Source organism: Neobacillus sp. SM06 (assembly GCF_050496765.1).
Classification (GTDB): domain Bacteria; phylum Bacillota; class Bacilli; order Bacillales; family Cytobacillaceae; genus JAEVLT01.
The window spans coordinates 92,910-117,760 of the sequence record NZ_JBNWEO010000013.1; the positions used below are offsets into that span (position 1 = coordinate 92,910).

Annotated in this window: 28 protein-coding genes; all 28 read right to left on the reverse strand. The window is 41.9% G+C overall.

Annotation, left to right across the window (positions count from 1 at the left end; all coding sequences use genetic code 11):
* Position 1: 1 nt before the first annotated feature.
* Positions 2-271, reverse strand: a complete 270-nt coding sequence (gene fliQ, locus ACQYAD_RS05510; protein ID WP_430236213.1) for a flagellar biosynthesis protein FliQ — start codon at positions 269-271, stop codon at positions 2-4.
* Positions 272-283: 12 nt separating this feature from the next.
* The gene (gene fliP / locus ACQYAD_RS05515; protein ID WP_430236214.1) at positions 284-949 is read right to left on the reverse strand and encodes a flagellar type III secretion system pore protein FliP; all 666 of its coding nucleotides are present in this window, start codon (positions 947-949) and stop codon (positions 284-286) included.
* Positions 946-1,617: a flagellar biosynthetic protein FliO gene (locus ACQYAD_RS05520; protein ID WP_430236216.1), complete on the reverse strand. Its 672-nt coding sequence runs from the start codon at positions 1,615-1,617 to the stop codon at positions 946-948. Before ACQYAD_RS05520 ends, fliP begins: the two co-directional genes overlap by 4 nt.
* A gap of 77 nt (positions 1,618-1,694) precedes the next feature.
* Positions 1,695-2,057, reverse strand: a complete 363-nt coding sequence (locus ACQYAD_RS05525; protein WP_430236217.1) for a response regulator — start codon at positions 2,055-2,057, stop codon at positions 1,695-1,697.
* Positions 2,058-2,074: 17 nt separating this feature from the next.
* A complete protein-coding gene (fliY, locus tag ACQYAD_RS05530; protein WP_430236219.1) occupies positions 2,075-3,352 on the reverse strand; it encodes a flagellar motor switch phosphatase FliY in 1,278 nt (425 codons plus the stop codon).
* Positions 3,339-4,340: a flagellar motor switch protein FliM gene (fliM, locus tag ACQYAD_RS05535; RefSeq protein ID WP_430236220.1), complete on the reverse strand. Its 1,002-nt coding sequence runs from the start codon at positions 4,338-4,340 to the stop codon at positions 3,339-3,341. Before fliM ends, fliY begins: the two co-directional genes overlap by 14 nt.
* A gap of 39 nt (positions 4,341-4,379) precedes the next feature.
* On the reverse strand, positions 4,380-4,805 hold the full coding sequence (gene fliL / locus ACQYAD_RS05540) for a flagellar basal body-associated protein FliL (RefSeq protein WP_430237199.1): 426 nt from the start codon (positions 4,803-4,805) through the stop codon (positions 4,380-4,382).
* Entirely contained in the window at positions 4,795-5,016 is a 222-nt protein-coding gene (locus ACQYAD_RS05545) for a flagellar FlbD family protein (RefSeq protein WP_430236222.1), read from the reverse strand. Before ACQYAD_RS05545 ends, fliL begins: the two co-directional genes overlap by 11 nt.
* Before the next feature lie 46 nt (positions 5,017-5,062).
* Positions 5,063-6,262 (reverse strand): flagellar hook protein FlgE, encoded by a 1,200-nt coding sequence (locus tag ACQYAD_RS05550; protein ID WP_430236223.1) that lies wholly within the window; start codon positions 6,260-6,262, stop codon positions 5,063-5,065.
* A 78-nt stretch (positions 6,263-6,340) separates the two neighbouring features.
* Complete coding sequence (locus ACQYAD_RS05555; protein ID WP_430237201.1) at positions 6,341-6,649, reverse strand: TIGR02530 family flagellar biosynthesis protein; 309 nt, start codon at positions 6,647-6,649, stop codon at positions 6,341-6,343.
* A gap of 96 nt (positions 6,650-6,745) precedes the next feature.
* Positions 6,746-7,162: a flagellar hook assembly protein FlgD gene (flgD, locus tag ACQYAD_RS05560; protein WP_430236225.1), complete on the reverse strand. Its 417-nt coding sequence runs from the start codon at positions 7,160-7,162 to the stop codon at positions 6,746-6,748.
* An 8-nt stretch (positions 7,163-7,170) separates the two neighbouring features.
* Positions 7,171-8,397 (reverse strand): flagellar hook-length control protein FliK, encoded by a 1,227-nt coding sequence (locus ACQYAD_RS05565; RefSeq protein WP_430236226.1) that lies wholly within the window; start codon positions 8,395-8,397, stop codon positions 7,171-7,173.
* A 39-nt stretch (positions 8,398-8,436) separates the two neighbouring features.
* Entirely contained in the window at positions 8,437-9,069 is a 633-nt protein-coding gene (locus tag ACQYAD_RS05570) for a MotE family protein (RefSeq protein WP_430236228.1), read from the reverse strand.
* A gap of 1 nt (position 9,070) precedes the next feature.
* The gene (gene fliJ / locus ACQYAD_RS05575) at positions 9,071-9,514 is read right to left on the reverse strand and encodes a flagellar export protein FliJ (protein ID WP_430236229.1); all 444 of its coding nucleotides are present in this window, start codon (positions 9,512-9,514) and stop codon (positions 9,071-9,073) included.
* Between the two features lie 3 nt (positions 9,515-9,517).
* On the reverse strand, positions 9,518-10,834 hold the full coding sequence (fliI, locus tag ACQYAD_RS05580; RefSeq protein ID WP_430236230.1) for a flagellar protein export ATPase FliI: 1,317 nt from the start codon (positions 10,832-10,834) through the stop codon (positions 9,518-9,520).
* Positions 10,831-11,598, reverse strand: a complete 768-nt coding sequence (gene fliH / locus ACQYAD_RS05585) for a flagellar assembly protein FliH (RefSeq protein WP_430236231.1) — start codon at positions 11,596-11,598, stop codon at positions 10,831-10,833. The genes fliI and fliH overlap by 4 nt, the downstream gene beginning before the upstream one ends.
* Complete coding sequence (gene fliG, locus ACQYAD_RS05590; protein ID WP_430236232.1) at positions 11,591-12,607, reverse strand: flagellar motor switch protein FliG; 1,017 nt, start codon at positions 12,605-12,607, stop codon at positions 11,591-11,593. Before fliG ends, fliH begins: the two co-directional genes overlap by 8 nt.
* A gap of 22 nt (positions 12,608-12,629) precedes the next feature.
* Complete coding sequence (gene fliF / locus ACQYAD_RS05595; protein ID WP_430236233.1) at positions 12,630-14,228, reverse strand: flagellar basal-body MS-ring/collar protein FliF; 1,599 nt, start codon at positions 14,226-14,228, stop codon at positions 12,630-12,632.
* A gap of 76 nt (positions 14,229-14,304) precedes the next feature.
* Positions 14,305-14,616, reverse strand: coding sequence for a flagellar hook-basal body complex protein FliE (gene fliE / locus ACQYAD_RS05600; protein WP_430236235.1), 312 nt, complete (start codon positions 14,614-14,616; stop codon positions 14,305-14,307).
* 16 nt (positions 14,617-14,632) lie between these two features.
* Positions 14,633-15,091, reverse strand: a complete 459-nt coding sequence (flgC, locus tag ACQYAD_RS05605) for a flagellar basal body rod protein FlgC (protein WP_430236236.1) — start codon at positions 15,089-15,091, stop codon at positions 14,633-14,635.
* Positions 15,092-15,093: 2 nt separating this feature from the next.
* A complete protein-coding gene (flgB, locus tag ACQYAD_RS05610; protein ID WP_430236237.1) occupies positions 15,094-15,489 on the reverse strand; it encodes a flagellar basal body rod protein FlgB in 396 nt (131 codons plus the stop codon).
* Between the two features lie 395 nt (positions 15,490-15,884).
* Positions 15,885-16,664, reverse strand: a complete 780-nt coding sequence (gene codY / locus ACQYAD_RS05615; protein WP_430236239.1) for a GTP-sensing pleiotropic transcriptional regulator CodY — start codon at positions 16,662-16,664, stop codon at positions 15,885-15,887.
* Between the two features lie 117 nt (positions 16,665-16,781).
* Positions 16,782-18,185 (reverse strand): HslU--HslV peptidase ATPase subunit, encoded by a 1,404-nt coding sequence (gene hslU / locus ACQYAD_RS05620; protein ID WP_430236240.1) that lies wholly within the window; start codon positions 18,183-18,185, stop codon positions 16,782-16,784.
* A 21-nt stretch (positions 18,186-18,206) separates the two neighbouring features.
* A complete protein-coding gene (hslV, locus tag ACQYAD_RS05625) occupies positions 18,207-18,749 on the reverse strand; it encodes an ATP-dependent protease subunit HslV (protein WP_430236242.1) in 543 nt (180 codons plus the stop codon).
* Between the two features lie 124 nt (positions 18,750-18,873).
* Positions 18,874-19,773 (reverse strand): tyrosine recombinase XerC, encoded by a 900-nt coding sequence (gene xerC, locus ACQYAD_RS05630; RefSeq protein WP_430236243.1) that lies wholly within the window; start codon positions 19,771-19,773, stop codon positions 18,874-18,876.
* Positions 19,774-19,836: 63 nt separating this feature from the next.
* The gene (gene trmFO / locus ACQYAD_RS05635; protein WP_430236244.1) at positions 19,837-21,144 is read right to left on the reverse strand and encodes an FADH(2)-oxidizing methylenetetrahydrofolate--tRNA-(uracil(54)-C(5))-methyltransferase TrmFO; all 1,308 of its coding nucleotides are present in this window, start codon (positions 21,142-21,144) and stop codon (positions 19,837-19,839) included.
* A 291-nt stretch (positions 21,145-21,435) separates the two neighbouring features.
* Positions 21,436-23,511, reverse strand: a complete 2,076-nt coding sequence (topA, locus tag ACQYAD_RS05640; RefSeq protein WP_430236245.1) for a type I DNA topoisomerase — start codon at positions 23,509-23,511, stop codon at positions 21,436-21,438.
* Between the two features lie 392 nt (positions 23,512-23,903).
* Positions 23,904-24,788 (reverse strand): DNA-processing protein DprA, encoded by an 885-nt coding sequence (gene dprA, locus ACQYAD_RS05645; protein WP_430236247.1) that lies wholly within the window; start codon positions 24,786-24,788, stop codon positions 23,904-23,906.
* Between the last annotated feature and the right edge of the window lie 63 nt (positions 24,789-24,851).

A 24,851-nucleotide genomic window follows, 5' to 3' on the forward strand; every position in this document is an offset into this window, starting at 1 on the left:
TTCATCCTACAAATCTCGTTAAATTCGAAAAAATTTCGCTCGCATACGAAAGCATATGACTGAGCATCCATGGACCAAAGAAGATAAGTCCTAAAAGCACCGCGACAATTTTCGGGACAAATGCGAGCGTTTGTTCCTGAATTTGCGTTGTTGCCTGAAAAATGCTGATGATCAAACCGATGACTAAAGATAACACGAGCAGCGGTCCGCTAACCATTAATATAGTATAGATCCCTCTTTCAGCAATTGAAATTATTGTTTCTGCACTCATCACTTCACCTGCTTAAAAACTATCTAATAAAGATTTAACGACTAAATACCATCCATCCACCATCACAAACAAAAGGATTTTAAACGGCAAAGAAATCATTACCGGCGGCAACATGACCATTCCCATTGACATGAGCACGCTAGCAACGATCATATCAATGACCAAAAAAGGAATAAAAATCATAAAACCCATTTGAAAAGCTGTTTTCAATTCGCTGATGGCAAATGCCGGCACCAATGTGGTCAGCGGAATATCTTGAATTGATTTCGGTTTAGGCGCTTTGGAATAATCAAGAAATAAAGCAAGATCTTTCTGTCTCGTATGAGCGCTCATAAAGTCTTTGAACGGAACGGCAGCACGATCATATGCCTGTTCGAGTGTTATTTTTTCATTAAATAAAGGGGTAAGTGCCGTTTTATTTACCTCTTGAAACGTCGGTGCCATAATAAAAAATGTTAAAAACAATGATAGGCCGACGATCACTTGGTTAGGCGGCATTTGCTGGGTAGCAAGCGCCGTTCTGACAAAGGAAAGAACGATGACAATCCTCGTAAATGCTGTCATTAAGATTAAAATGCTCGGGGCAAGCGACAACACCGTTAAGAGCAGCAGCAGCTTTACCGATGTTGAAACATTTGCGGGGGAACTGCTGCTAAAAAAGTCCACAAATTGGCTCATTGTTCGTCTGACCCCTTCTTTTCCATTTCTTCAAAAAGCTTTTTTCTTCCGTTTGCCATTTCTTCCAGCTGGGTCTTTAATAAGGAAGAAAACGGAAGACTCTTTGCCTTTTGCGGCTGCCAGTTTTTTGTTCTTTCAAATAGCTTTGTCACAATATCGCTTGGTTGGACAAGCTGTTCCATCTTGTTGTTGTATTCTGCAAGAATTTCCTTACGCTCTTGGACATTATCAATCTCTTTCAGCATCTGGACATTTTCTCCAACTCCAACAATAAAAAGTCCGCTGCCAATTTTGACGATTTGTACGGATCGATTTGCCCCGAGCGAGGTTCCGCCGAGGTTTTCGACAAGCTGTGTTGATTTGAACGACTTGCTCCGCTTATTGATAAATTTCAATAAAAAATACAGCAGCGCGACAACGAAAATCGTCGCAAAGATCATTCTCACAAAATCCCATATTGTAATTCCCACTGTTGCGGCTGTGGTGGCTGATCCCTTTTGAACCGGTTGTTTCGTTGGAGAAAAGTTCTGATCCTGGCATTTATTCGGATTTTGAAAGCAGTCTTTTACACTGTTGTTCAATTGCTCTGCTTGAGCCGCTGGTTGCGGACCAAGCAGAGTAATGATCACAATAAGCGCTACTTTTAACCATTTTTGAATGTTTAACAAGGCGCTGCACCTCTAATTTTTAATAAAGTGAAACTTCAACCAATGGGGGACTTACTGCCCGCTAATGCGGGATAAATTTATCCTAAAGTTTTAGAAATTGCTTCAAGCACACGGTCAGCCTGGAATGGTTTAACAATGAAATCCTTCGCCCCTGCTTGAATTGCATCAATCACCATCGCCTGCTGTCCCATTGCCGAACACATAATGATTTTGGCGGTTGGATTGATTTTTTTTATTTCTTTCAATGCCGTAATCCCGTCCATTTCCGGCATGGTAATATCCATTGTAATTAAATCCGGGGAGGTTTCTTTGTATTTTTCAATTGCTTGAACGCCGTCGGCAGCTTCGCCGACAACTTCGTAGCCATTTTTCGTTAAAATATCCTTAATCATCATTCGCATAAATGCGGCATCATCCACAATCAATATTTTATGTGCCATTGGTTCATCCTCCTGAATTATCGTAATTTCTTGATTCGGTCGCTCTGGCTGATAATATCTGTAACCCGTACACCGAAGTTTTCATCAATGACCACGACCTCACCTTTGGCTACCAGCCGGTTGTTGACCAAAACATCAACTGGTTCACCCGCCAGCTTGTCCAATTCAATTATGGAGCCAGTTGAAAGTTCTAATATTTCTTTAACGGAGCGTTTCGTTCTCCCAAGCTCAACTGTTACTTGTAACGGAATATCCAATAACATATCGAGGTTTTTCGTTTCCACATTTGCAGCATGCTGCGATTCGAAATCAGAGAAAACCGCAGGCTGAATCGTTGGCTGTGCAGCACCTTGAAATCCGGATCCCAAATGCTGCGGTGCTGAATTTGGATTTGCATATGCGGCTGCCTGATTGTAAGTTTGATTCACTTGCGCTTGATTCGACTGCTGATTTTGAAAGCTATTCTCTGTTCCATAATCAAATCCAGCATTCGCTTCCATTGCTGCTTCCTTAGACTTTTTCGGCTCAGATCCATTCGAAGAAAACGATTCATCTTTACCAAAAGCCTGGTAGGCGCTGGCCATTGTTTCCGCAACTTGCCCTGGATTCATCAACTCAAACACAAGTTGTTTCGCAAAATGAAGCGGCAATAGCTGCATGATTGTTGAATCAATCAAGGAACCAACCTTTAACCTGAATGAAATTTTGACAAGCTGTTCCTCATCTGGAAGCTGATCGGTTCCTTCTCCTTGCGATACATCCAAAATATTTATTGTCGGCGGAGATATATCCACCCGTTTATTAAAAACCGTTGACATCGATGTTGCGGCAGAACCCATCATTTGATTCATTGCCTCTTGCACCGCACTTAGCTGGATTTCCCCCATAAGATCGTTTGGTGCTGTTCCATCGCCGCCTAACATGAGATCGGCAATGATGGCTGCGTCACTTTGTTGGATAATCAGCAAGTTGCTGCCTGAAAATCCTTCGGTATAACCCACTTGAATGCCAACATATGGATGCGGAAATTCCTCACTTAAATTTTTCCGGAGAACAATTAAGACGTTTGGTGTGGTAATTTCCACTTTTTGATTTAATAAGGTTGACAATGCTGTAGCGGAACTGCCAAAAGAAATATTCCCGATCTCACCCAATGCATCTTTTTCCATTGGTGTGAGAAAATCGTCTTGGATTTCATTCCCATCTAGCCCGAAGTCTTCCTGAAAGTCATCGTCCCCTGTTCCCCTTAACAGGGCATCTATTTCATCCTGAGAGAGCATGTCATCGCTCATCATCTCCGTCTCCCCCTTTCAAAATATCCAAGACTTGAATGGCCAATTTTTTGCTTGATTTCCCAGGCTGGCCAATGAATTTAGGAATTCCGCCAATTTTGATCATCAGCGGCTGATCAATCCCTTGATTCAATTCAATGACATCGCCAGTATCCAGCATCAAGAAATCGTGAATCGAGATATCCGAACGGCCGAGTTCTACACTAATCGGAACTTCCGCACTTTGGATACTTTTTTCAATTGCAGCCATTTGCTTTGGTTCTCTTTCTTTTTTCTCTGCCTGCATCCAATAATGGACGGAAAGTCTTGGAATGATTGGTTCAAGAACAACGTGCGGAATGCAAATATTAATCATCCCGCTCGTTTCTCCGATAACCGTGTTTAAAGAAATTACCACAACTGTTTCATTTGGCGAGACCATTTGCAAAAATTGCGGATTTACTTCGAAATCGGTTAAGAGCGGATCAATTTCACATAATGCAGACCATGCTTCCCGTAAATTTTCGATCGCTCTTTCAAACGTATTGGACATGATTTTTGTTTCAATTTCTGTCAACGTGTCTACCTTATTAAGACTTGATCCACGGCCGCCCAACATCCGGTCAAGCATGGCATACGCTATATTCGGGTTGACTTCCATTATAATTCTGCCCTCTAATGGAGGTACTTCGAAAACATTCAAGATGGTCATTTTCGGAATCGATCGTATAAATTCCTCATACGGAATTTGATCGGCCGAAGCTACGGTAATTTGTACATATGTCCGAAGCTGGGCAGAAAAAAATGTCGTTAACAATCTAGCAAAATTTTCGTGAATTCTCGTTAGGCTTCGAATTTGATCTTTCGAAAACCTTAGTGCCCGTTTAAAATCATAAACCCGCACCTTTTTTTCCGCCTGCTCTTTCTTTAACTCATCGGCATCCATTTCACCCGTTGATAAGGCGGACAACAGTGCATCGATTTCGCTTTGGGACAGTACTTCTCCAGCCAAGCCTCCTCACCTCCCCATCTTAGTAAACTAAACTATTTTTTATTGAAGGAGGGATTCAGTTATATATACCTGAACAACTTTTCCATCCTGCATCACTTTGTTGATTTTTGTCTTTAAGGCATCTTGCAGCTGCAATTTACCTGCTTTTCCTTGAAGATCTTTCGCTTTTTTTTCAGAAAGTTCTTCAATTATAATATTCCGGACTTGAAAATCGCGTTTCGTCAGCTCATCTTTAGCTTTCTTGCTATCCGTCTGAATTTTAAACGCCATCTTTGCATAATTATCGCTAGCCAAATTTGTCGTAATTTCAGAAACGTCTACCGAATATTTTAAAACATCATCAATCGTTGGACCTTTGCTGTTTTGGCCACTGTATTTCGTGATATAAACGACTGCCCCTGTGCCGATTAAGGCAATAACCAGCAAGATCAGCGTCATCGTTTGGACAAGTTTTTTATTCAAAATGTTCTTCCTCCTCCGATTGAAGATGTCCGAGAAGGTTAATCGATTGGTAGAACTGCGTAACCAATCGAATTGCCTCCTCTTCTGTCTCCTTTACAACATACTTTCTGCCATTGGCAAGCGTAATCGTTGTATCCGGGAAGGCCTCAATCGTTTCAATATAAATAGCATTTAAACAAAATGATTTCCCATTTAAGCGCGTTACTTTAATCACAGCTATTCGCAAGGTTATAAAAAATTATAACCCTTCCTCCCTTAACTTATCGTTTTAAGTTTACTAACTCTTGTAAAATTTCATCAGAAGTTGTGATGATTTTCGTGTTTGCCTGGAAGCCGCGCTGAGCAACGATCATTTCGGTGAATTCTTCTGATAAATCGACATTCGACATTTCAAGCGAGCCGGCTGCGATCGTTCCGCGCCCGTTGCCCGGCGTATTGATATTGGCCACTCCCGAGTTTACCGATTGGCGGAATAAATTTCCGCCGGCATTATCAAGCCCTGACGGATTGCTGAATTTTGCAAGCGCAAGTTGTCCCAATGAAAGAACAGAGCCGTTCGAAAACACGCCGTTAATCACTCCATCCGAACCGATATTGAAACTTTCAAGCGAACCTTGTAAATTGCCGTCCGTTGTTGCCTGGGCATCAATGCTCCCGGATGTCATCGTAAGATTTTTTTGCGAAAAATTCACAGTTAGTGCCTTTGGTTTTCCTGTACCGTCATTGACTTGCAATGTAACCGCAGTGTCAGCAGCCGGGTTGTTTGGATTGATCGTGATTGGCTGATTGACACTACTACCGGCTGGATCGTCAAGAGTATTATCTGTAAACGATACATCCCAATTACCGGTTGCCGGATTAACCGATTTAATCGTCATATCAAGGGTATGAGCTGTTCCTGAATCATCAACAACTTGAATTTGCTGTACAAGTTTCGTATCTCCTTTAGCATCAAGAGGCAAATTCCCAGCCATTGTAATGGCCGTCGTCTGCTTTGCAGGTAAAACCGCATTTACATTTACGGTGATATCTTTGAGAATCCCGTTCTCAATGGATTGAACTTTCATCCCATCCGCATTTACGAGCGTACCATTATTATCAAGGTAGAAATTTCCCGCACGGGTAAAATATTGGGCATTTCCTTGCTTCACAATAAAATAACCATCCCCGGAAACTGCTAAATCAAGAGCTCTTCCGGTCGTTTGAAAACTCGACTGGGTTTGCACAGAGTCAATACTTGCAATCGTCGAGCCAAGGCCAACCTGCATTGGGTTTTTTCCGCCACGGTTATTTTGGGCAGCACTCGCTCCGGCAATCGTTTGATTCATTGCATCTTTAAATGTAACACGTCCCTTTTTAAACCCATATGTATTGACATTTGCAATATTGTTGCCGATGACATCCAGCTTTGTCTGGAAGTTTTTCATTCCGCTAATACCAGAATACATTGAACGAAGCATTTTATTTTCTCCCTTCTGTTTACGCTGCTTCTGTCAATCCACAGCTTAAGGCTTCCGATTAACGGTCCAGCCATTTGATTAATCAAGCACAATCGTGCCATTTATATTCGTAAAAATTTGTGCATTCGCTTCTTTTCGATCCAAAGCTGTAATAACAGTTTGATTTTTGGCACTCACGATCAAAGCTGCATCCCGGACTAAAACGAGAGAATCGTTTACGCCCATCTTTTTTGCTTCGGAAACCTTTTCTTCAATTCTCGCCCAGCAATCTCCGCTAATTTGGATGTTTCGCTGCTGAAGCCGTTCCATCGCATGTTTGCTGACAACCAGATTTGTATCCAATGGCCGTATAGCCGAATTCAAGTGTTGTGAAAAAGATGGTTTCATTGGCTGCTTTTTTTGAACCGGCTGACAACGTGCCGGTATTAATGAAGAGGCAACCGCATGAGCACGAGCACTTTCCATTTCATCACATCCAATGGGTCATTCAATTTTTGTAATTTGAGCCGCTGCCACTGTTGTTTTATCCGCATCATCCAATTGATAAAGAACGTTTCCATCCTTGACAGAAACAGATTTAATACGGGCTGATTGTTCTTGCTGCTGGTCGTTCTGATAGGTAACCGTTTTTCCAATCAGAGCCGAAGCTTCGAGAAGCTGATTTTGCTTTACAAACTTATCCATTGTTGCACCCAAATTCGTCATTTGTTCCAGGGTAGAAAAAGTGGCCATTTGTGCAATAAAATCCTTATCTTGCAATGGATTAAGCGGATCTTGGTTTTGTAATTGAGTCATGAGGATTTTTAAAAAATCGTCCTTGCCAAGCGAGCTTGATCCCGTTTTTTTTGGTTGGTTTTGTGTGCTAGTTAACAAATAGCTAGAATCAATTGTAGTTGCCATCACGATCCCTACACTTTCATATTTAATAAGGCTGTCTCAAGCGAGAGGGTAAACCCATCTTCTTCTTCACTAGTTTCTCGTTGTTGCTGATTTTGCCGATCTTGCTGTGGCTGATTGTCTCCCTGTTCATGTCCCTCTTTCAGCGAACGCTCAGGAAACGAAGCCTGCTGAGCAATTTCAATGCGGTCAATCGGAATGTTCTGGGCGGCAAATGCCTGCTTCAAACCATTTACATTTGATTCAAGTGCATCCTTCGCTAAATTGGTTGAAGTAAGGATTTTTGCAACGATGATCTGATCCTTTTGCGTCAGTTCGATTCTTACGGAACCCAATTGCTCAGGATAAAGTTTAATGAATAATTTTTGCAGACCATCTTTTTTTAAAAACTGGCTTTTCGCCAAGATTGCTTGGAATTGCTGTTGCAAATCATCAGCAGAGATCGGTTTAGTTGGCAAACCCGCCTGCGCTAAAGTTAATTGCGGCTTTATCAAAACGGAAGCTCCGAAAGGATTTCCATTCCAATCCGGTTGTACCTTTCCGGTTTTTTGATCCAAACTCACTGTTTTAGAATCTGCTCCAGACGCTTGATTGATCATCTCTGCTGTTTTGGAAAACGTTTGCTGAAGGTATTGCTTCCTTCTTTCAGCTGGATCAATCGCTGGAAAATTTTGGATTTTTTCGGTAATTTTTTCCAAAAAAGATGGAAGTGATGGTAACTCTGTTCCATTTTTTTCTGCAGCTGCCAATAAATCCATTAGCTTTGCCGTTTTGACAATCAGCTGAGTATTTTCATTTAAAGCTGAAAGCAGCTGATTGGCAGGCATCGCGGCAAGGCCGGCCAAAATAGCTTCGAGCAGATCAACTCCGTCCGCAGCCTTCTCTTTTGGCTCAGCGCCAAAACGTGCAAGAATTTCAGTCCATTTCTGCTCATTTATTCCGAGGAAATCCTTGGCCATTTGCAATAAATCGGCGTTGGGATTTGCAAACAGCTGTTGAAGCAGTTCACCCCCACCAGGAATAGTATTCAAGTCCGCTAGATTTAAGTAAGCAAGAAGACCGGAAGCTTTGGACTGTCCTTGAATATCCAATTGGGCATTGTTTCCTTTTGACTGCGGAGGCTGGCTGCCTAAAGCAGATAGTATGATTTGACTGAAGTTTTTAACCGGATTGGTGTTAGCTACGGCTGTTGAACCGGCTACCTTGGTTCCACTCAATCCGAGCCCTGAAACTACCATAGATTCACCCCCTTTTCTTCGTTTTCGTCAGCTGAAAATCTATGGTGTGCTTTTTTGACTTGCAGCGTTCTGATTCGTCAATCGTTCGGTAAATCTTGCTGCCTGGGCAGGATCCATATTCTCCATGATACTTGCAAGAATCTCAGGCTTAACGCTTGATAAAATTTTCAGTGCTTCAGCATCGGTCATTTTCGCGATAATGGGAGCTGCCTTTTTCGGTGACATTGTTTCATAGGTTGTCACCAGATCGGAAAGCGCCCGCTTACTTTCTTTTTGGCTTGCATTCAAGCTGTCTATTTGCTGCTGAAGTCGATTGTTTTCAAGCTGTGCCTTCTGAATTTCCTGATCCTTGCTTTGCAATTTTGCCTGCAGTTGGGAAATTTTCGCTTCATCGTCTTTAACTTGAGCCTGTAAACTGATAAGGTCGTTCGCTGCTTTTTTATTTGCAGTGCTTGGAGCATTTTTAGGAAAAACACTGCTAACAAAAGGCAATTTACCGCTTAAATCTTTTGCGGCGCTAAAGACGTTAATGCCGGCAAAAGTCGAAACAATAAGCGCTACTGCAATCGCAAACAAAAGAGGAATCAGAATCACAAAAACAAACCACTGAAACGGTTTTTTTTGTTCGATTTCGTTTTCGGTTACTTCATTGTTCATTTGTTTTTTCACCATTTTAATTCCCCCGATTCATGTATTGTTGAATCGAGATCTCATCCATTTGCCTTCCTTCAGCAAACTTTTCCTCTTCCTGATAGTGAAGAAAGTCTTTTTCTCTGATTCTCTCGTACTTTTTCACTTCAACGTTTTTTTCCATCAGTTTTTCTTGAAACAGATTCATACGGGCACGAGCATTCATAACCATTTTTTGGTAAAAATCAATACTTTTTTGCAAATTCCCAATAAATTGCTGATGATGGCGGATTTCAGAGACAGTCAGTCCGTTCAACAACTTTGCAGATTGGTAGAGCTCCATATCTTCTTTTTTTTTCAATAATTCATACAGTTTATTGGCGGCTTCTTCAAATTTTCGGACAGCACCACTGTATTCTGCCATCGCTGCATCTTTTTCGGTTTCTTTAATATGAAGGATTTTATCAAATCTGAATTGATATACCACTGTTTATTCCCTTTCTTTCATAAGCTGAAGTAATCGGTTAACGGATTCCTCCATCGAAACTTTTTCATTCGTCATTTGTTTCATAAAGGACAATATTTCCGGGTAGATGGCGATCGCTTCATCAATTTCCTTCGATGAACCTTTTTTATATGCACCAATGTTGATCAAGTCAGCGGAATTGATATATGTGCTAAACTGTTCTCGTAATCGCTCGGCCGCCCGGGCATGCTCTGTTGCGACGATATTATTCATTATCCGGCTAATACTTTTAAGGACATTAATGGCTGGATATTGTCCTTTATTGGCAAGCTCTCTGTCCAAAACAAAATGGCCATCCAAAATGCCGCGGACTGTATCAGCAATTGGTTCGTTCATGTCGTCCCCATCGACAAGTACCGTATAAAAAGCCGTTATGGAGCCGAAAGTATTTCTTCCCGTTCGTTCCAAAAGCTTTGGCAAGATTGCAAACACGGATGGTGTATATCCTTTTGTTGTCGGCGGCTCGCCAACTGCAAGACCGACTTCCCGCTGTGCCATTGCTACCCTTGTTACGGAATCCATCATCAACATGACATTCAGTCCTTTGTCGCGAAAATACTCAGCGACTGCGGTTGCTGTAAACGCTCCTTTTATCCGCATCAAGGCCGGCTGATCAGAGGTTGCAACAACGACAACGGATCGTTTCAATCCCTCTTCGCCTAGATCGCGTTCAATAAACTCCCGAACTTCCCGGCCACGCTCACCAATCAACGCAATCACATTCAAATCCGCTTTCGTATTACGGGCGATCATTCCGAGCAAGGTACTTTTTCCAACTCCGCTGCCAGCAAAGATGCCAACTCTTTGTCCGTTTCCGACCGTTAGCAAACTATCAATCATGCGAACGCCAACTTCGATCGTCTCAGTAATTGGAGGACGCTGCATTGGGTTGGGGGGCGCTTGCTCGGTCTTTACCGGCATCAGTCCTTTTGGCAGTAGCGAGCCATCAAGCGGCTGGCCTAAAGAGTCAATTACACTGCCGATTAACTTCTGACCTACTTTTACTTCGAGCGGCTTCATTGTCGTCTCGACTAAGCAACCAGGTGATATTTCTTGAATGGAGGTATAGGGCATTAAAATTACAAACTCGTCTTTAAAGCCGACCACCTCTGCTTGGATCTTTCGCTTTTTTGCTGTACCTACATGGATATAACAAACATCGCCGATGGAGCTTGCCGGTCCTTGCGATTCGATCATTAAACCGACTACTCTTTTCACCCGACCAAACCGTCTAAAAGTATCAAGTCGATCGATATGGTCAAGCAAGTCAGCCGCCCTCACCCGGTTTCACCGTCCAACAAATCAAGCAGTTTTGTCTTAATTTCATCCAGTTGACTATCAATTGCAGCGTCAATTCTTCCATTGACGGATTCGATAATGCAGCTTCCGGCTGACAGCTTTTCATCCGGATAAATATACAAATCAGTTTCCTTTGGAAAAACCGTCATCAGTTCTTCTTTTTGTGCTACTAGAAATCCGTAGTGGCTTGGACAAACATGGAGTTGAATTTCGCGGTATTCCTTTGCCTCATTTAACGTTCTCTTAACGATCGCTAAAAAAGTTTCTTCGGTTTCCTCCAGCTTCGTACCAATTATCCGCTCTGCAGTTTTCATTCCTAAATGAAGAATCGTTTTTTCAGCTAAAGCGATTTTCGATTGATATTCTTGTTTTGCTTGTTTAACGACCTCTTTTGCTTCTATAATGATTTGCTGCCATTCCTGACAGCCTTGTTCTTTCCCTAAAGCAATCCCTTCTTGATACCCTTTTTCCCGAGCCATTTCAACTAGCAACTGCTTTTCTTCCTCCCAGGCCTGCTGATCGAGTGCAATTTGTTCACGGATCGCTTGTGCTTTCTCGGTTGCTTCAGCAACAATGAGTGCAGCTTCCTGTTTTGCTTTTTCCAAAATGGCATCATGCTGTGCATCCATTTGCCTTAATACTTCTGAAGGGTTTTCCTCAAACTGTGATTGAAAGGATTTAATTGAAATGACTTTTTTCCCTTTTGTTTCTGCAACCATCCACTGGGATTTAATTAATCTAGACAATGATATCATCTCCTCCACCACGGGCAATGACGATTTCCCCCGCATCCTCCAACCGGCGAATAATGGACACAATCCGGGACTGTGCCTCTTCAACATCGCGCAATCGAACCGGACCCATAAATTCCATTTCTTCTTTAAAGGTTTCGACCATCCGCTGTGACATATTCTTAAAGACAATTTCCTTCACTTCGTCGCTTGACACTTTCAGCGACAACATCAAGTCTTCATTGTCACAGTCTCTGATAACGCGCTGGATGGCCCGGTTGTCAAGGGTAACAATATCCTCAAAGACAAACATTCGTTTCTTTATTTCTTCGGCCAGTTCCGGATCTTGAATTTCCAAAGCATCCAGGATCGTTCGTTCTGTTGATCGATCAACACCATTTAAGACTTCGACAACCGCTTCAATCCCGCCTGTATGAGTGTAATCCTGAGTTACCGTAGCCGAAAGCTTCCGCTCAAGGATTTGTTCAACCTCATTGATAATATCCGGTGAGGTGCTGTCCATCACGGCAATTCTTCTCGCGATGTCTGCCTGCATTTCCTGCGGGAGTTCCGATAAAATCTGACCAGCCTGCGCTGCATCAAGATACGATAAAATTAAGGCAATCGTCTGCGGATGTTCATTTTGAATAAAATTAAGAATTTGTGCCGGATCAGCTTTACGGGCGAAATCGAATGGGCGAACTTGAAGAGAGGAGGTCAGCCGATTGATGATCACGGCTGCCTGCTCGGGCCCGAGAGCCTTTTCAAGAATCGATTTTGCGTAGCCAATTCCGCCCTGGGAAATATAATCTTGCGCCAAAGCAATATTATGAAATTCCTCAAGAATTTCTTCTTTTGCCATAGCATCAACTTTTTTCACTCCGGATATTTCCAATGTCAGTTTCTCGATTTCTTCTTCACTAAGATGCTTGTAAACATTCGCTGAAACATCGGGTCCAAGAGAAATAAGGAGGATGGCCGCTTTTTGTTTTCCAGATAACTCCTTCTGTTCTTTCCTTGCCATAAATCTTCTTTCCTCCTAAAACCTAATCTTCAGCAATCCAGGAGCGCAATAGTTTTGCAAAATCTTCCGGGTGTTCTTTTGCCATTTTTTCTAATTGTTTTTGCCTCAACGTGCTTTCAGTTTCCTGTTCCTGGTTTACATCTGGAATAAATACAGGTTCAGTTGATTCAACCGCCATATCCTTCTCCTCGTTTCGTTTCTTTCTTGCTCGCAAGAACAAAATAAGCAAGAGAATAACAGCGGCGAGCAATACTCCCCCAATAAGGTAAACCCACCACGGAATTGACGTTTGCGCTTGCGGTGCTGTATTCATTTTTCCATTAAACGGCTGAACTGAGACAACGATCCTGTTTTTCAAATCCTGATTGGTTAAAGGCTTTCCAGTACTGCTTTTATCAATGGTTGTTCTGACAATGGTTCCTAAAATATTGGAAATGTCATTGACCCTGGATTGCGGCAATGATTTTGGATCATTCGGTTTTGGCGGTTCAACCATTACTTGAATGCCTAAATCCCTGATTTTGTACGGGCTCTCAACAATCTGTCTGCGGATGCGGTTGACTTCGTAATTGACTTTGTCGTCTGTTTTTTGATAATCACCATTACCGCTGCTGCCAGCGAGATAATTCGAACCGAGCGGATCTGTCGCTGTTTGTGATTGCGGTGTTCCACCAGCCTGGCTTCCATTTCCCGTAAAGGTTTCTTTAATGTTTTGGGCGCTAATCGCAATCCCCTTCATATTTTTTTTATCAACAGGCTCAACAAGGTTTTCTTCCCGCTTTTCTTGGGTAAAATCAATATCAGCCGACACAGAGACTACGACTTTGTCCTGCCCCATTAACGTGCCAAGCATGGTTTGAACTTGACGCTGGATATCGCGCTCGATCTGCTTTTTAATTTCGCTCTGATTTGCAAAAGTTGAGCCGGTTCCCGTTGAATTTTGCTGATTATTTAGATCGTAATACTCAAAAAATTGGTTCATGATGACGATATTATTAGTAGGAAGGTTGGGAACACTTTTTGAGACTAGCTGATAGAGTCCCTTGATTTGCTCATTACTAAACTGGTAACCGGGCTTAACGGTTAAAACAATGGATGCAGATGCCTGTTCACCTTTGTCATTGACAAAAATCCCTTTATCAGGAAGGTTGATCATTACCTTGGCATCCTGTACCCCATCGATACCTTTCATTAAATTGGCAAGCTCTGTCTGCATCGCATCAAGCTTAATGACATTAAATTCATTGTCTGTTGTCCCCAAGCTTGCATTTTTGCTAAAGAAGGAATAATCAATTTGTCCTGACTTTGGAAGCCCTTCAGCAGCGAGCTGCACTTTAAGATTATCAACGACATCGCTTGGCACTTTGATTGTTGTCCCGCCGTCGGCAACTTCGGATTTTACACCTTTGGCATCCAAACTTTGTTTGATTGTACCCGCTTCAGAAGGTGAAAGATTGCTATATAAAGGGACAAGAGTCGTTCTTGTGGCAAAAAAAGAGACGGCGGCAATCAGCACAGCAAGTAAAAGGATTGAACCCATGTATATCCGTTTTTGTTTTTTCGATCTGCCCGACCAGAAGGTTTTTAGCTTGCTTACATATTTATTGATTGTTTCTTTCATGTTTTTCCCCCGGTTATTCTGTCTGTTTCGCTCTCAGCAGTGGATAACCGCTATCATTATAATCCTGTAAATGCCATTAAACTTGCATTCTCATTATTTCTTGATAGGCTTCAATTGCTTTGTTGCGAACTTCAACGGTTGCCTGCAAAGTAATGTTTGCTTTCTGACTGGCAATCAATACTTGGTGAAGGTCAACATTTTCCCCGTTGATCAGCTTTTGTGTCAATTGGTCGGCAGTATTCTGCGACTGATTAAGATTATTAATTGATTCTTTTAAGACGGACGCAAAATTTTTCTGTGCTTCGAAAGGTGTAGTAGAAGCAGTTTTCACACCTCCAGCAGCAGGTGTGAAAACTTGCTGCACGGATGGAAAAGAAATTTGGCTCATTTATAAATCTCCTTTACTATTTCCCGATTTCAAGGGCCTTCATCAACATTCCTTTTGATGCATTCAAAACAGTAACATTTGCTTCGTATGAGCGGGTTGCACTGATTAAATCTGTCATTTCGCGAAGCGGATCTACGTTTGGAAGCTGAACATAGCCGTCTTGATTCGCATCCGGGTTTTCAGGATCATAAACCATTTTATATGGTGTCTTTGCGTCTTCGACAATTTTGGACACCATGACACCACCTCCAGCTGCATTTGTCCCACCGTTAATTGCAGTTTGAAGATAGGATGAGAACCCGCCTTCTTTCGGCTGAAGGACGACCATCTTTCTTTGATACGGTTGCCATTTGCCGTTAACAAGCTTTGCCCGGGTTGTATCAGCATTTGCCATATTTGAAGAAATAACATCCATTCTAAGCCGCTGTGCTGTTAATGCTGAGGCAGATGTATTTAAACTTTGAAAAATGGTCATGATTATTTGCCCCCTCGAATAACGCTCTGCAATGCAGAAAATTTACCGTTCAGCTGTTCAACAAGCGCATCATAGTAGATTTGATTCGTAGCCAAGTCTGACATTTGCTGATCCATATCAACACTATTGCCATTGTTGTTGTATTGAACGTTTTGCTTTGTTACGACTCCCGGCTGATTAGACGGATTGGTGGTAAAGTCCAAGTGACGCGGGTCTGTTTTGTATGTACTGATATCGGATTCGAGTTGATTTTGCAGCATTTCTTTGAAGCTGACATCTTTCGCTTTATAATTTGGCGTATCAACATTTGCGATATTTTGGGAAATGACTTTTTGTTTTAATGAAGCGTAATTGAGTGCCTGATTCAATGATGTAATCGTATTTGAAAATAAATTCAAGTGATACACCTCTTTCAACAAAGTAAAAAAAATGAAAAATTTTGTAGAAAATGCTCTAAATTTATCAATCTCTTTTCTATTGTAATGAAAATGTAATTCTCTGTCTATGTTGATTAGATTAAATTTTATCAGTCAAAATACCTATTTTCTTGTATAGACAGGGTAACTTACTATTTTGGAATTGTCGAGTAAACAAGAGAAATCCCTAACTTCGCTCACTCCTTTCGACAAATTCCCCACTGGCCTATATAGCAATAAATGAAAACTCGCCGACTGGCGAGTCCTTTGGACGAAGACAGAGGCGTAGTTGAATTTATGCGTTCAGAATTTATCCATATAAATTCTGATTAGCTAAAAAAGAATGCAGCGGATAAGACCGCTGCATTCTTTTTTTGTTAATTTGCCCGTAGTTTATCAAGTTCTACAAGGAATTTATCATTTAGTACTTTAATATACGTTCCTTTCATTCCAAGGGAACGGGATTCAATAACACCAGCGCTTTCAAGCTTTCTTAGCGCATTGACAATAACGGAACGGGTAATTCCAACTCGATCAGCGATTTTCGAAGCAACTAAAAGCCCTTCCTGGCCGTTTAATTCTTCAAAAATATGCTCGATTGCTTCCAACTCGCTGTAAGATAGAGAGCTGATGGCCATTTGTACTACAGCCTTGCTTCTTGCCTCTTCTTCTATTTCCTCTGCTTTCTCCCTAAGAATCTCCATTCCGACAACGGTAGCCCCGTATTCACCAAGGATTAAATCATCATCATGAAACTTTTCTTGCAATCGAGCTAAAATAAGTGTACCAAGACGTTCACCGCCTCCAATAATCGGCACAATCGTTGTCAATCCTTCGCGGAACAAATCTTTGTTCTCAACAGGAAAGGCAGTATATTCGCTCTCCACATCCAAGTTTGGCGATGTTTCTTTAATATTAAACAGTCCATTCGTGTACTCTTCTGGAAATTGACGATCTTCCAGCATTTTTTTCATTCGCTCATTTTCGATCTGCTGGTTGATCGCAAAACCTAATAGTTTACCACGGCGGCTGACAACAAAAACATTTGCTTCAATCACTTCGCTTAATGTTTCCGCCATCTCCTTGAAATTTACCGGTTTTCCTGCCGCTTTTTGCAGCAACGCATTAATTTTTCTTGTTTTTGCTAATAAATCCATGTACTTCTTCCTCCTGTAATTGCAACTCTAAACCTACATTTCCACTCCATGATTCCGCAAAAAAGTCGGTATACCGATTTCCTTTTCCCCTGGAACCCTCGTATAAAACACGGTTCATTATAGAATAAACTGGCTTAAATCCCTATTTTTCGAGATCGCTCCAAGCTTTTCATCTACATATTGCGGCGTAATCAATACTTTTTCCATTGAAATATCCGGGGCTTCGAACGAAAGATCTTCCAACAGTTTTTCAAGGATCGTGTGCAAACGCCTTGCGCCAATATTATCCGTGTTTTGATTTACTTCAAATGCTACTTCTGCAATCCTACGAATAGCATCGTCAGAAAATTCAATTTGTATACCTTCTGTTGCCAATAATGCCTGATATTGTTTAATTAATGCATTATCCGGCTCGATTAAAATTTTGAAAAAGTCGTCCACTGTCAGTTTCGTTAATTCGACACGAATTGGAAAACGACCTTGAAGCTCCGGAATCAAATCCGATGGTTTTGCCATATGAAAAGCACCGGCAGCAATAAACAAAATATGATCCGTTTTCACAGAGCCATACTTCGTGACAATTGTCGACCCTTCTACAACCGGGAGGATGTCGCGTTGCACCCCTTCACGGGAGACATCCGCAGATGAGCCGCCCGAGTTTTTGCTGGCAATCTTATCAATTTCATCGATAAAAATGATGCCGGACTGCTCAGCTCGGTACACTGCTTCCTGCGTCACTTCATCCATGTCAATCAGCTTTTGCGCTTCCTCGTTTGTTAATATCTTTCTTGCTTCGCGAACAGTGACTTTCCGGCGTTTATGACGTTTTGGCAGCAAGTTGCTAAGGGCGTCCTGCATATTCATCCCCATCTGCTCCATGCCTGAACCTTGGAGCATATCAAACATCGATGGTGCCTGTTCCTCTACTTCCACGGTAACGAGCTTATCTTCCAATTGGCCAAGAGCGAGTTGCTCTTTTACCACTTTCCGTTTCTCCGCAATCGAAAAATCTTCAGAATGGTCTGTTTCTGTTTCATTTTGTCCCCCGCCTCCGAAAAGCATTTCGAGCGGATTTTTATAATTGTTTTGTTTCTTTGCGGATGGAACAAGTAAATCAACAAGGCGTTGGTTGGCGCTTTCTTCTGCCCGTTCTTTAACGCTTAGCATTTTTTCCTCTTTCACTAACCGGATCGATGTTTCCACTAAATCGCGTACCATTGACTCGACGTCACGGCCAACATAACCGACTTCCGTAAATTTCGTCGCTTCCACTTTTACGAAAGGAGCATTTACGAGTTTCGCAATCCTTCGGGCAATTTCTGTTTTCCCAACACCAGTCGGTCCAATCATCAGAATATTCTTCGGGATGACTTCATCGCGGAGCTTTTCCTCAAGAAGCCCCCGGCGATAGCGATTTCGCAATGCAACAGCAACTGCCTTCTTCGCATCTTTTTGGCCAATTATATATTGATCAAGCCTCTCAACAATTTGTCGTGGAGTTAGATTCGTTGAATTTGCCATCCATTCTCGACTCCTTCCTATTTATAGCTGTTCAACAATAATATTGTGGTTTGTGTAGACGCAAATGTCTGCGGCAATTTCCAAAGATGCTCGGGCAATTTCTTTGGCAGACAAATGCCCGCCTGCATTCTGCTTCATTGCGCGCCCCGCTGCTAATGCATAGTTGCCGCCAGAGCCAATAGCAAGTATGCCGTCGTCTGGCTCAATTACTTCACCCGTTCCGGATACAAGGAGCAATGCTTCCTGATTCATGACAATTAGCATGGCTTCTAGTTTTCGCAACACTTTGTCGCTTCGCCATTGTTTAGCTAATTCAACAGCAGCCCTCTGCAGATTCCCATTGTATTCTTCCAATTTACCCTCAAACATTTCAAAAAGGGTAAAGGCATCTGCCACAGAGCCGGCAAACCCGGCTAAAACTCGGCCGTTGAAGATTTTTCTTACCTTCTTTGCTGTATGTTTCATTACAACTGCATTTCCAAAGGTTACTTGCCCATCGCCAGCCATTGCACATTCTCCATTGTGGTGGATGGCAAAAATCGTCGTCGCATGAAATTCTGACATCGCGGAATCCTCCTAGGCGTTTCTTTTGATTTTATACAAGGCAAACAATGAAATTTCAATCTAGTTGGACCATTCGTTTTAGGCCAATTATGCTCCAACAATATCCTTTTGGACATTTGTTCCGTTATGCCCGAGGATGGTGTGCCATATAGGTTTTGCGGAGATGTTCGTTTGTTACATGCGTGTATATTTGAGTCGATGTTAAAAATGCATGCCCTAGCAGTTCTTGTACTGATCGGAGGTCAGCTCCGTTATTCAGCAAATGGGTTGCAAATGAATGCCGCAACATATGCGGGTGTATATGACTATTTAAAGCAGATTTTTCAATGATCCCATCTAAAATCTTCCTGACACCCCTTGTCGACAAACTGCCGCCCCGGTAATTGACAAACAATTGGTCGTGCACCGTATTTCCGGTCATCAGCTTTTTTCTGCCGCAATTTATGTACTGTTCCAAAGCGTCCTTTGCCTGTCTTCCAAAGGGGACATAGCGCTCTTTTTGGCCTTTTCCGTGAACCAATACTGTCGATAAAAAGAAGTCAACATCCTTTAACTTCAGTTGGCAGCATTCGCTTACCCGCATTCCAGTAGCATATAACAATTCAAGCAAAGCTTTATTCCGCTGGCCCAACGGGGTTTGGGTTTCGCAAGCCTGAAATAATTGCTGGAGCTCATTTTCATAGAAAAACTCAGGCAATCTTTTTTCAGCTTTTGGAATGGTTACAAGGGCAAACGGATTTTCTTCAACGTATTTTTCACGCAGCAAAAACTTATAAAAACTACGCAAAGATGAAATTTTTTTTGCAACCGTTTTTCTCGCAAGCTTTCGTTCATACAGCACAGTTAAATAGAGTCTCGCATCCAAGTATTGAACACTACAAACATCCTCAATTCCTTGTTCAGACATGAACATAAGGAATTCACTGATTTCATATTGATAATGTTCAATTGTATATTGTGCGGAATTTTTCTCCATTTGTAAATATTCAACAAACAACTTTACTAAAACGTTCACATTTGCCAATCCCGCCACCTCGCAAAAGGCTACTAAATCTTATCATATTTATTGAGCAAAAAGCAATAAATTTTACAAAACCTTCACAAAGTTCTGAATTGTTTCCAATGCTCTTGTTGCATGCTGTAAGTTTCGCTCTTGCTTATTTTTAATTTTAACAGGTAATTCTGGAAACAACCCAAAATTTGCATTCATCGGCTGAAAACTGGACGCATTGGTTGTCGTAATATATCTGGCCATGCTGCCGATTGCCGTTTCAGCAGGGAAAACAAGCGGACTTTCCCCAAGAACAAGGCGGGCTGCGTTAAGCCCGGCAACTAAACCACTAGCTGCCGATTCGACGTACCCTTCAACACCTGTCATTTGTCCGGCGAAAAATAAATCTTCGCGATCGCGGAATTGATAGGTTGCTTTTAATACCTTCGGCGAATTGATAAATGTATTGCGATGCATAACCCCATAGCGGATGATCTCCGCATTTTCAAGCCCGGGGATCAGTTGAATGACTTCTTTTTGCGCTCCCCATTTTAAATGGGTTTGAAACCCGACAATGTTAAACAGTGTTCCAGCAGCATCATCTTGACGAAGCTGAACAACTGCAAAAGGTCGCTTTCCCGTTTTTGGATCTTCCAAACCAACTGGTTTCAATGGGCCGAAGAGCATTGTCTTTTTGCCACGGGCAGCCATCACTTCAATCGGCATACAGCCTTCAAAGAAGATTTCTTTTTCGAATTCTTTTAATGGCACTGTCTCTGCCGATACAAGCGCCTCATAAAAGCGATCAAATTCTTCTTCCGTCATTGGGCAATTTAAATAAGCTGCTTCCCCTTTATCATAACGCGACTTTAAGTATACTTTTTCCATATTAATGCTGTCTTTTTCAATGATCGGCGCAGCCGCATCATAGAAATACAAATATTCTTCGCCGGTCAATTCCTTTAGCCGGGCAGAGAGAGCCGGACTTGTCAGCGGGCCTGTCGCAATAACTGTCGGTCCTTCCGGGAGATCTATTACTTCCTCGTTAACAACCGTAACATTTTCATGATTTTTCACCATTGAAGTAACTCTTGCCGCAAATTCATGGCGATCAACCGCCAGAGCTCCACCAGCGGGAACTGAGCAGGCATCGGCTGAAGCCATAATGACCGAATCAAGCTTGCGCATTTCTTCCTTTAATACTCCAACTGCATTTGTTAATGTATTTGCCCGTAAAGAATTGCTGCAAACGAGCTCAGCAAATTTATCTGTATGATGCGCCGGTGTCTGCTTGACAGGACGCATTTCGAAAAGCCGAACCTTAATGCCTCTTTTTGCAATCTGCCAGGCTGCTTCACTTCCGGCCAATCCCGCACCAATTACATTTATTGTTAAATCGCTCATTTTATTACCTCCAACATCACATTGCCGCTTTATTTTACCCTTTTCCCTTGCCAATGTCCATTTTTGCCTAAAAACAGGCTTTCGTTCAACAAAAGGCTTCGCTTTCCAAGCAAATTTTTAACGAATTCAAGGAAACTGAGTCACAATAGAATCATTTGTCAGCACACAAATAAAGAAAACTCGCCGATTGGCGAGCCTTTAGCGAAGACAGAGGCGTAGTTGCCCTTATGCGTTCAGAATTTATGGATATAAATTCTGATTAGCTGAAAAGAGTGAGCACAGGGCTCACCCTTAATTTTGTGGTTCTTCTTTATAGTCACATTCTGTGCACTGCACCTGTACACCTTTTTTCAGCTTCTTTTCGACCAGTAAGGAATCACATTTTGGACAGCTTCTTGGCAATGGCTTATCCCATGAAAGAAAGTCACATTCAGGGTAACGGGTACAGCCATAGAAAATCCGTTTCTTCTTGCTCTTTCTTTCGATGATTTGCCCTTCTTTGCATTTCGGGCATGTCACGCCGATTTCTTTAACAATCGGTTTTGTGTTCCGGCATTCAGGAAAATTGCTGCATGCCATAAATTTCCCGTATCGCCCCATTTTAAAAACCATTGGACTCCCACATAGTTCGCAATCTTCTCCAGCCGGCTCATCCTTGATCTCAACTGATTGCATTTCTTTTTCTGCGATTGTAAGATGCTTGGAAAATTCCTGATAAAATTCATCAATGATTTCCACCCAATGAATTTTGCCGTCTTCTACATCATCCAAGTCCTGTTCCATTTTTGCTGTGAATTCTACATCCAATATATCAGGGAAAAATTCCATCATCAACTCAATCACAATTTCCCCGAGCTCAGTTGGTACAAATCGTTTATTATCGAGGTTTACATATCCCCGTTTTTGAATCGTATCCAAGGTAGGAGCGTATGTGGATGGCCGCCCGATCCCTAATTCCTCAAGCGTTTTGACAAGCCGCGCTTCCGTATACCTTGGCGGCGGTTGTGTAAAGTGCTGCTTTGGTTCAATTTCTTTTTTCATGACCTGATCCCCTTCTTGCAGATCAGGCAGCATTTTCTCCTTTTCCTCAATCTGGTCATCTGAACCTTCCACATACAATTTCATAAATCCGGGAAATTTCACTTTCGAGCCGGTTGCGCGGAACTGCACAGGCCCATTGTGTAAATCAACCGTCATTGTATCCATAACGGCCTGTGCCATCTGACTAGCCAAAAATCGATCCCAAATTAGTTTGTACAAACGGAATTGATCCTTTGATAAAAATTCTTTTACACTGTTGGGATCCCGGTATGTGCTGGATGGTCGAATCGCCTCATGTGCGTCCTGAGCATTGGCTGCTTTTTTCTCCTTGCGCTGCTCTTCTTTTAAATAGCTATCACCAAAAGCCATTTTAATATAATTCGCGGCTTCTGATTGAGCTACCTCAGAAATCCGGGTGGAGTCCGTTCTCATATACGTAATCAGACCAACTGTACCCTCTTTTCCGAGCTCGATCCCTTCATAGAGCTGCTGTGCCAGCATCATCGTTTTTCTTGCACGGAAATTTAGCTTTCTTGCTGCTTCCTGCTGCAACGATGACGTCGTAAAAGGCGGAGCCGGGTTTCGTCTCCGCTCTTTTTTCGTTACAGAGGAGACGGTGAATTGATTGTCTTTCATTTCGTTAAGAACGCGTTTTACGTCTTCTTCTGAGTTTAAATCGATTTTTTCATTATTTATTCCATAAAAACTAGCGGTAAATTGATTCCCATTTCTAAGGAATTCTCCATCAATCGTCCAATATTCTTCTGGAATAAACGCCTTAATTTCTTGTTCACGGTCAATAATCAACCGGACTGCGACCGATTGTACCCGACCGGCACTTAATCCTTTTTTTACTTTTTTCCATAGCAATGGAGATATATTGTAGCCGACAAGTCGATCCAGAATTCTCCGTGCTTGCTGTGCGTCGACAAGATCCATATTGATCGGTCTTGGGTGTTTAAATGACTCCTTAATGGCATCCTTTGTGATTTCATTAAATACAACGCGGCAGTCCGATTGAATATCTACATCAAGGCTGTGTGCTAAATGCCAGGCAATGGCTTCCCCTTCCCTGTCAGGGTCGGCTGCCAGGTATACTTTTTTCGCCTTTTTTGCCGCTGTTTTTAATTCTTTTAAAACAGGTCCCTTTCCTCTAATCGTAATATATTTAGGTTGATAATTGTTTTCTACATCAACACCCGTTTGGCTTCGCGGTAAATCGCGGACATGCCCCATGGATGCTTTCACTTTATATTTTTTTCCAAGATATCGTTCAATCGTTTTCGCCTTAGCCGGTGACTCAACGATTACAAGAAAATCTGACATCCAGTCATCCTCCTTAAGAGGGATAGCAGAAATTTACAAGCATTTCACCACAAGGTGCTGCTGCTTAAAGAGAATATGCAGCTTTTTGACAAAAATTCTTTTTAATCAGCCTGTATGCTTGGCGAAAAGAATCGATAGCCAAAATCCCAAATCCTCATGAATTCTATATCCACACTTTATCATCCAATTTTTAAAGAATTATACTCTTTCATCTTATAAATTATCCACTATTATTGAACATATAAAATTTCTTGTCAAATGGTATTAATGCTTTCTCTTTAAAAAACGACGTGTTTTTTTGAATATCTGTTGGAAAATGTATAACATTTTAACAATCATTTCAACTACTTTTTCAAAAAAATTACCCATTTCAGGGAAAAATCAGCTTAAAACTATTTTTGAAAATGAAGTTCTTCTAATATATCTTCCGGTGTTGTTACAAGCTTTGCCCCTTGTTGAATCAAGGAATTCGTACCATGCGAAAACGGATTAAAAATGCTTCCCGGGAGAGAAAAAACTTCACGGCCTTCATTTACTGCATAGTTGGCGGTAATTAATGAGCCGCTTTTTTGTTTTGCCTCTATTAATAACGTGCCGGCAGAAAGTCCGCTGATGATTCGATTACGGCTCGGAAAATGCCATTTCTCCGGTTTCGTATCTGGCGGATATTCCGAAAGTACGAGATGGTTTTGCATCATTTTTGATGCCAGTTCCACATTGTCTTTCGGATAAATATGATACAATCCCCCAGCAATTACTGCAACCGTTTTCCCCCCATTTTCAATCGTACACTCATGGGCCAGCGCATCCACTCCTTTTGCCAGTCCGCTGACAATTACAATTCCTTTTTCAATTAAATGGGGCAGCAACAGGCGGATGGCTCTCTTGCCATACTGTGTTGCCTGCCTCGAGCCCACAACGGCAAGCTTTGGCTCCCTATTCAAAAGAGATATATCACCTTTTGCAAAAAGAGCCCACGGAGGCTGGTAGATTTCTTTTAAAATAGCGGGATATTGTGGATCAAAAAAGGAAATGACCTGAATTTCATTTGTTTTATACTGGCGGATTTGTTCATGAATGAGGTCAGAATAGCGGTCGAATTCGATATTCTTGAAGGAGTTTAACTTAGTGGAAGAGGTATTTTTCTTGAAATCTTGCGGACGCAAGTAGTGCAGTGTACTGAGTGTCGGATCTTTTTTCAAGATTTGGTAAACCGCGTTCCATGTGACGTTCGGATAATGTAGCAGTTGAATCAGTCTTTTTTTAAATTCATCCATTGTAAACCTCCATTAGCCATATTTTTAAAAGGGGAAAGAGCCCCCCCATGTATGTTAAGGAGA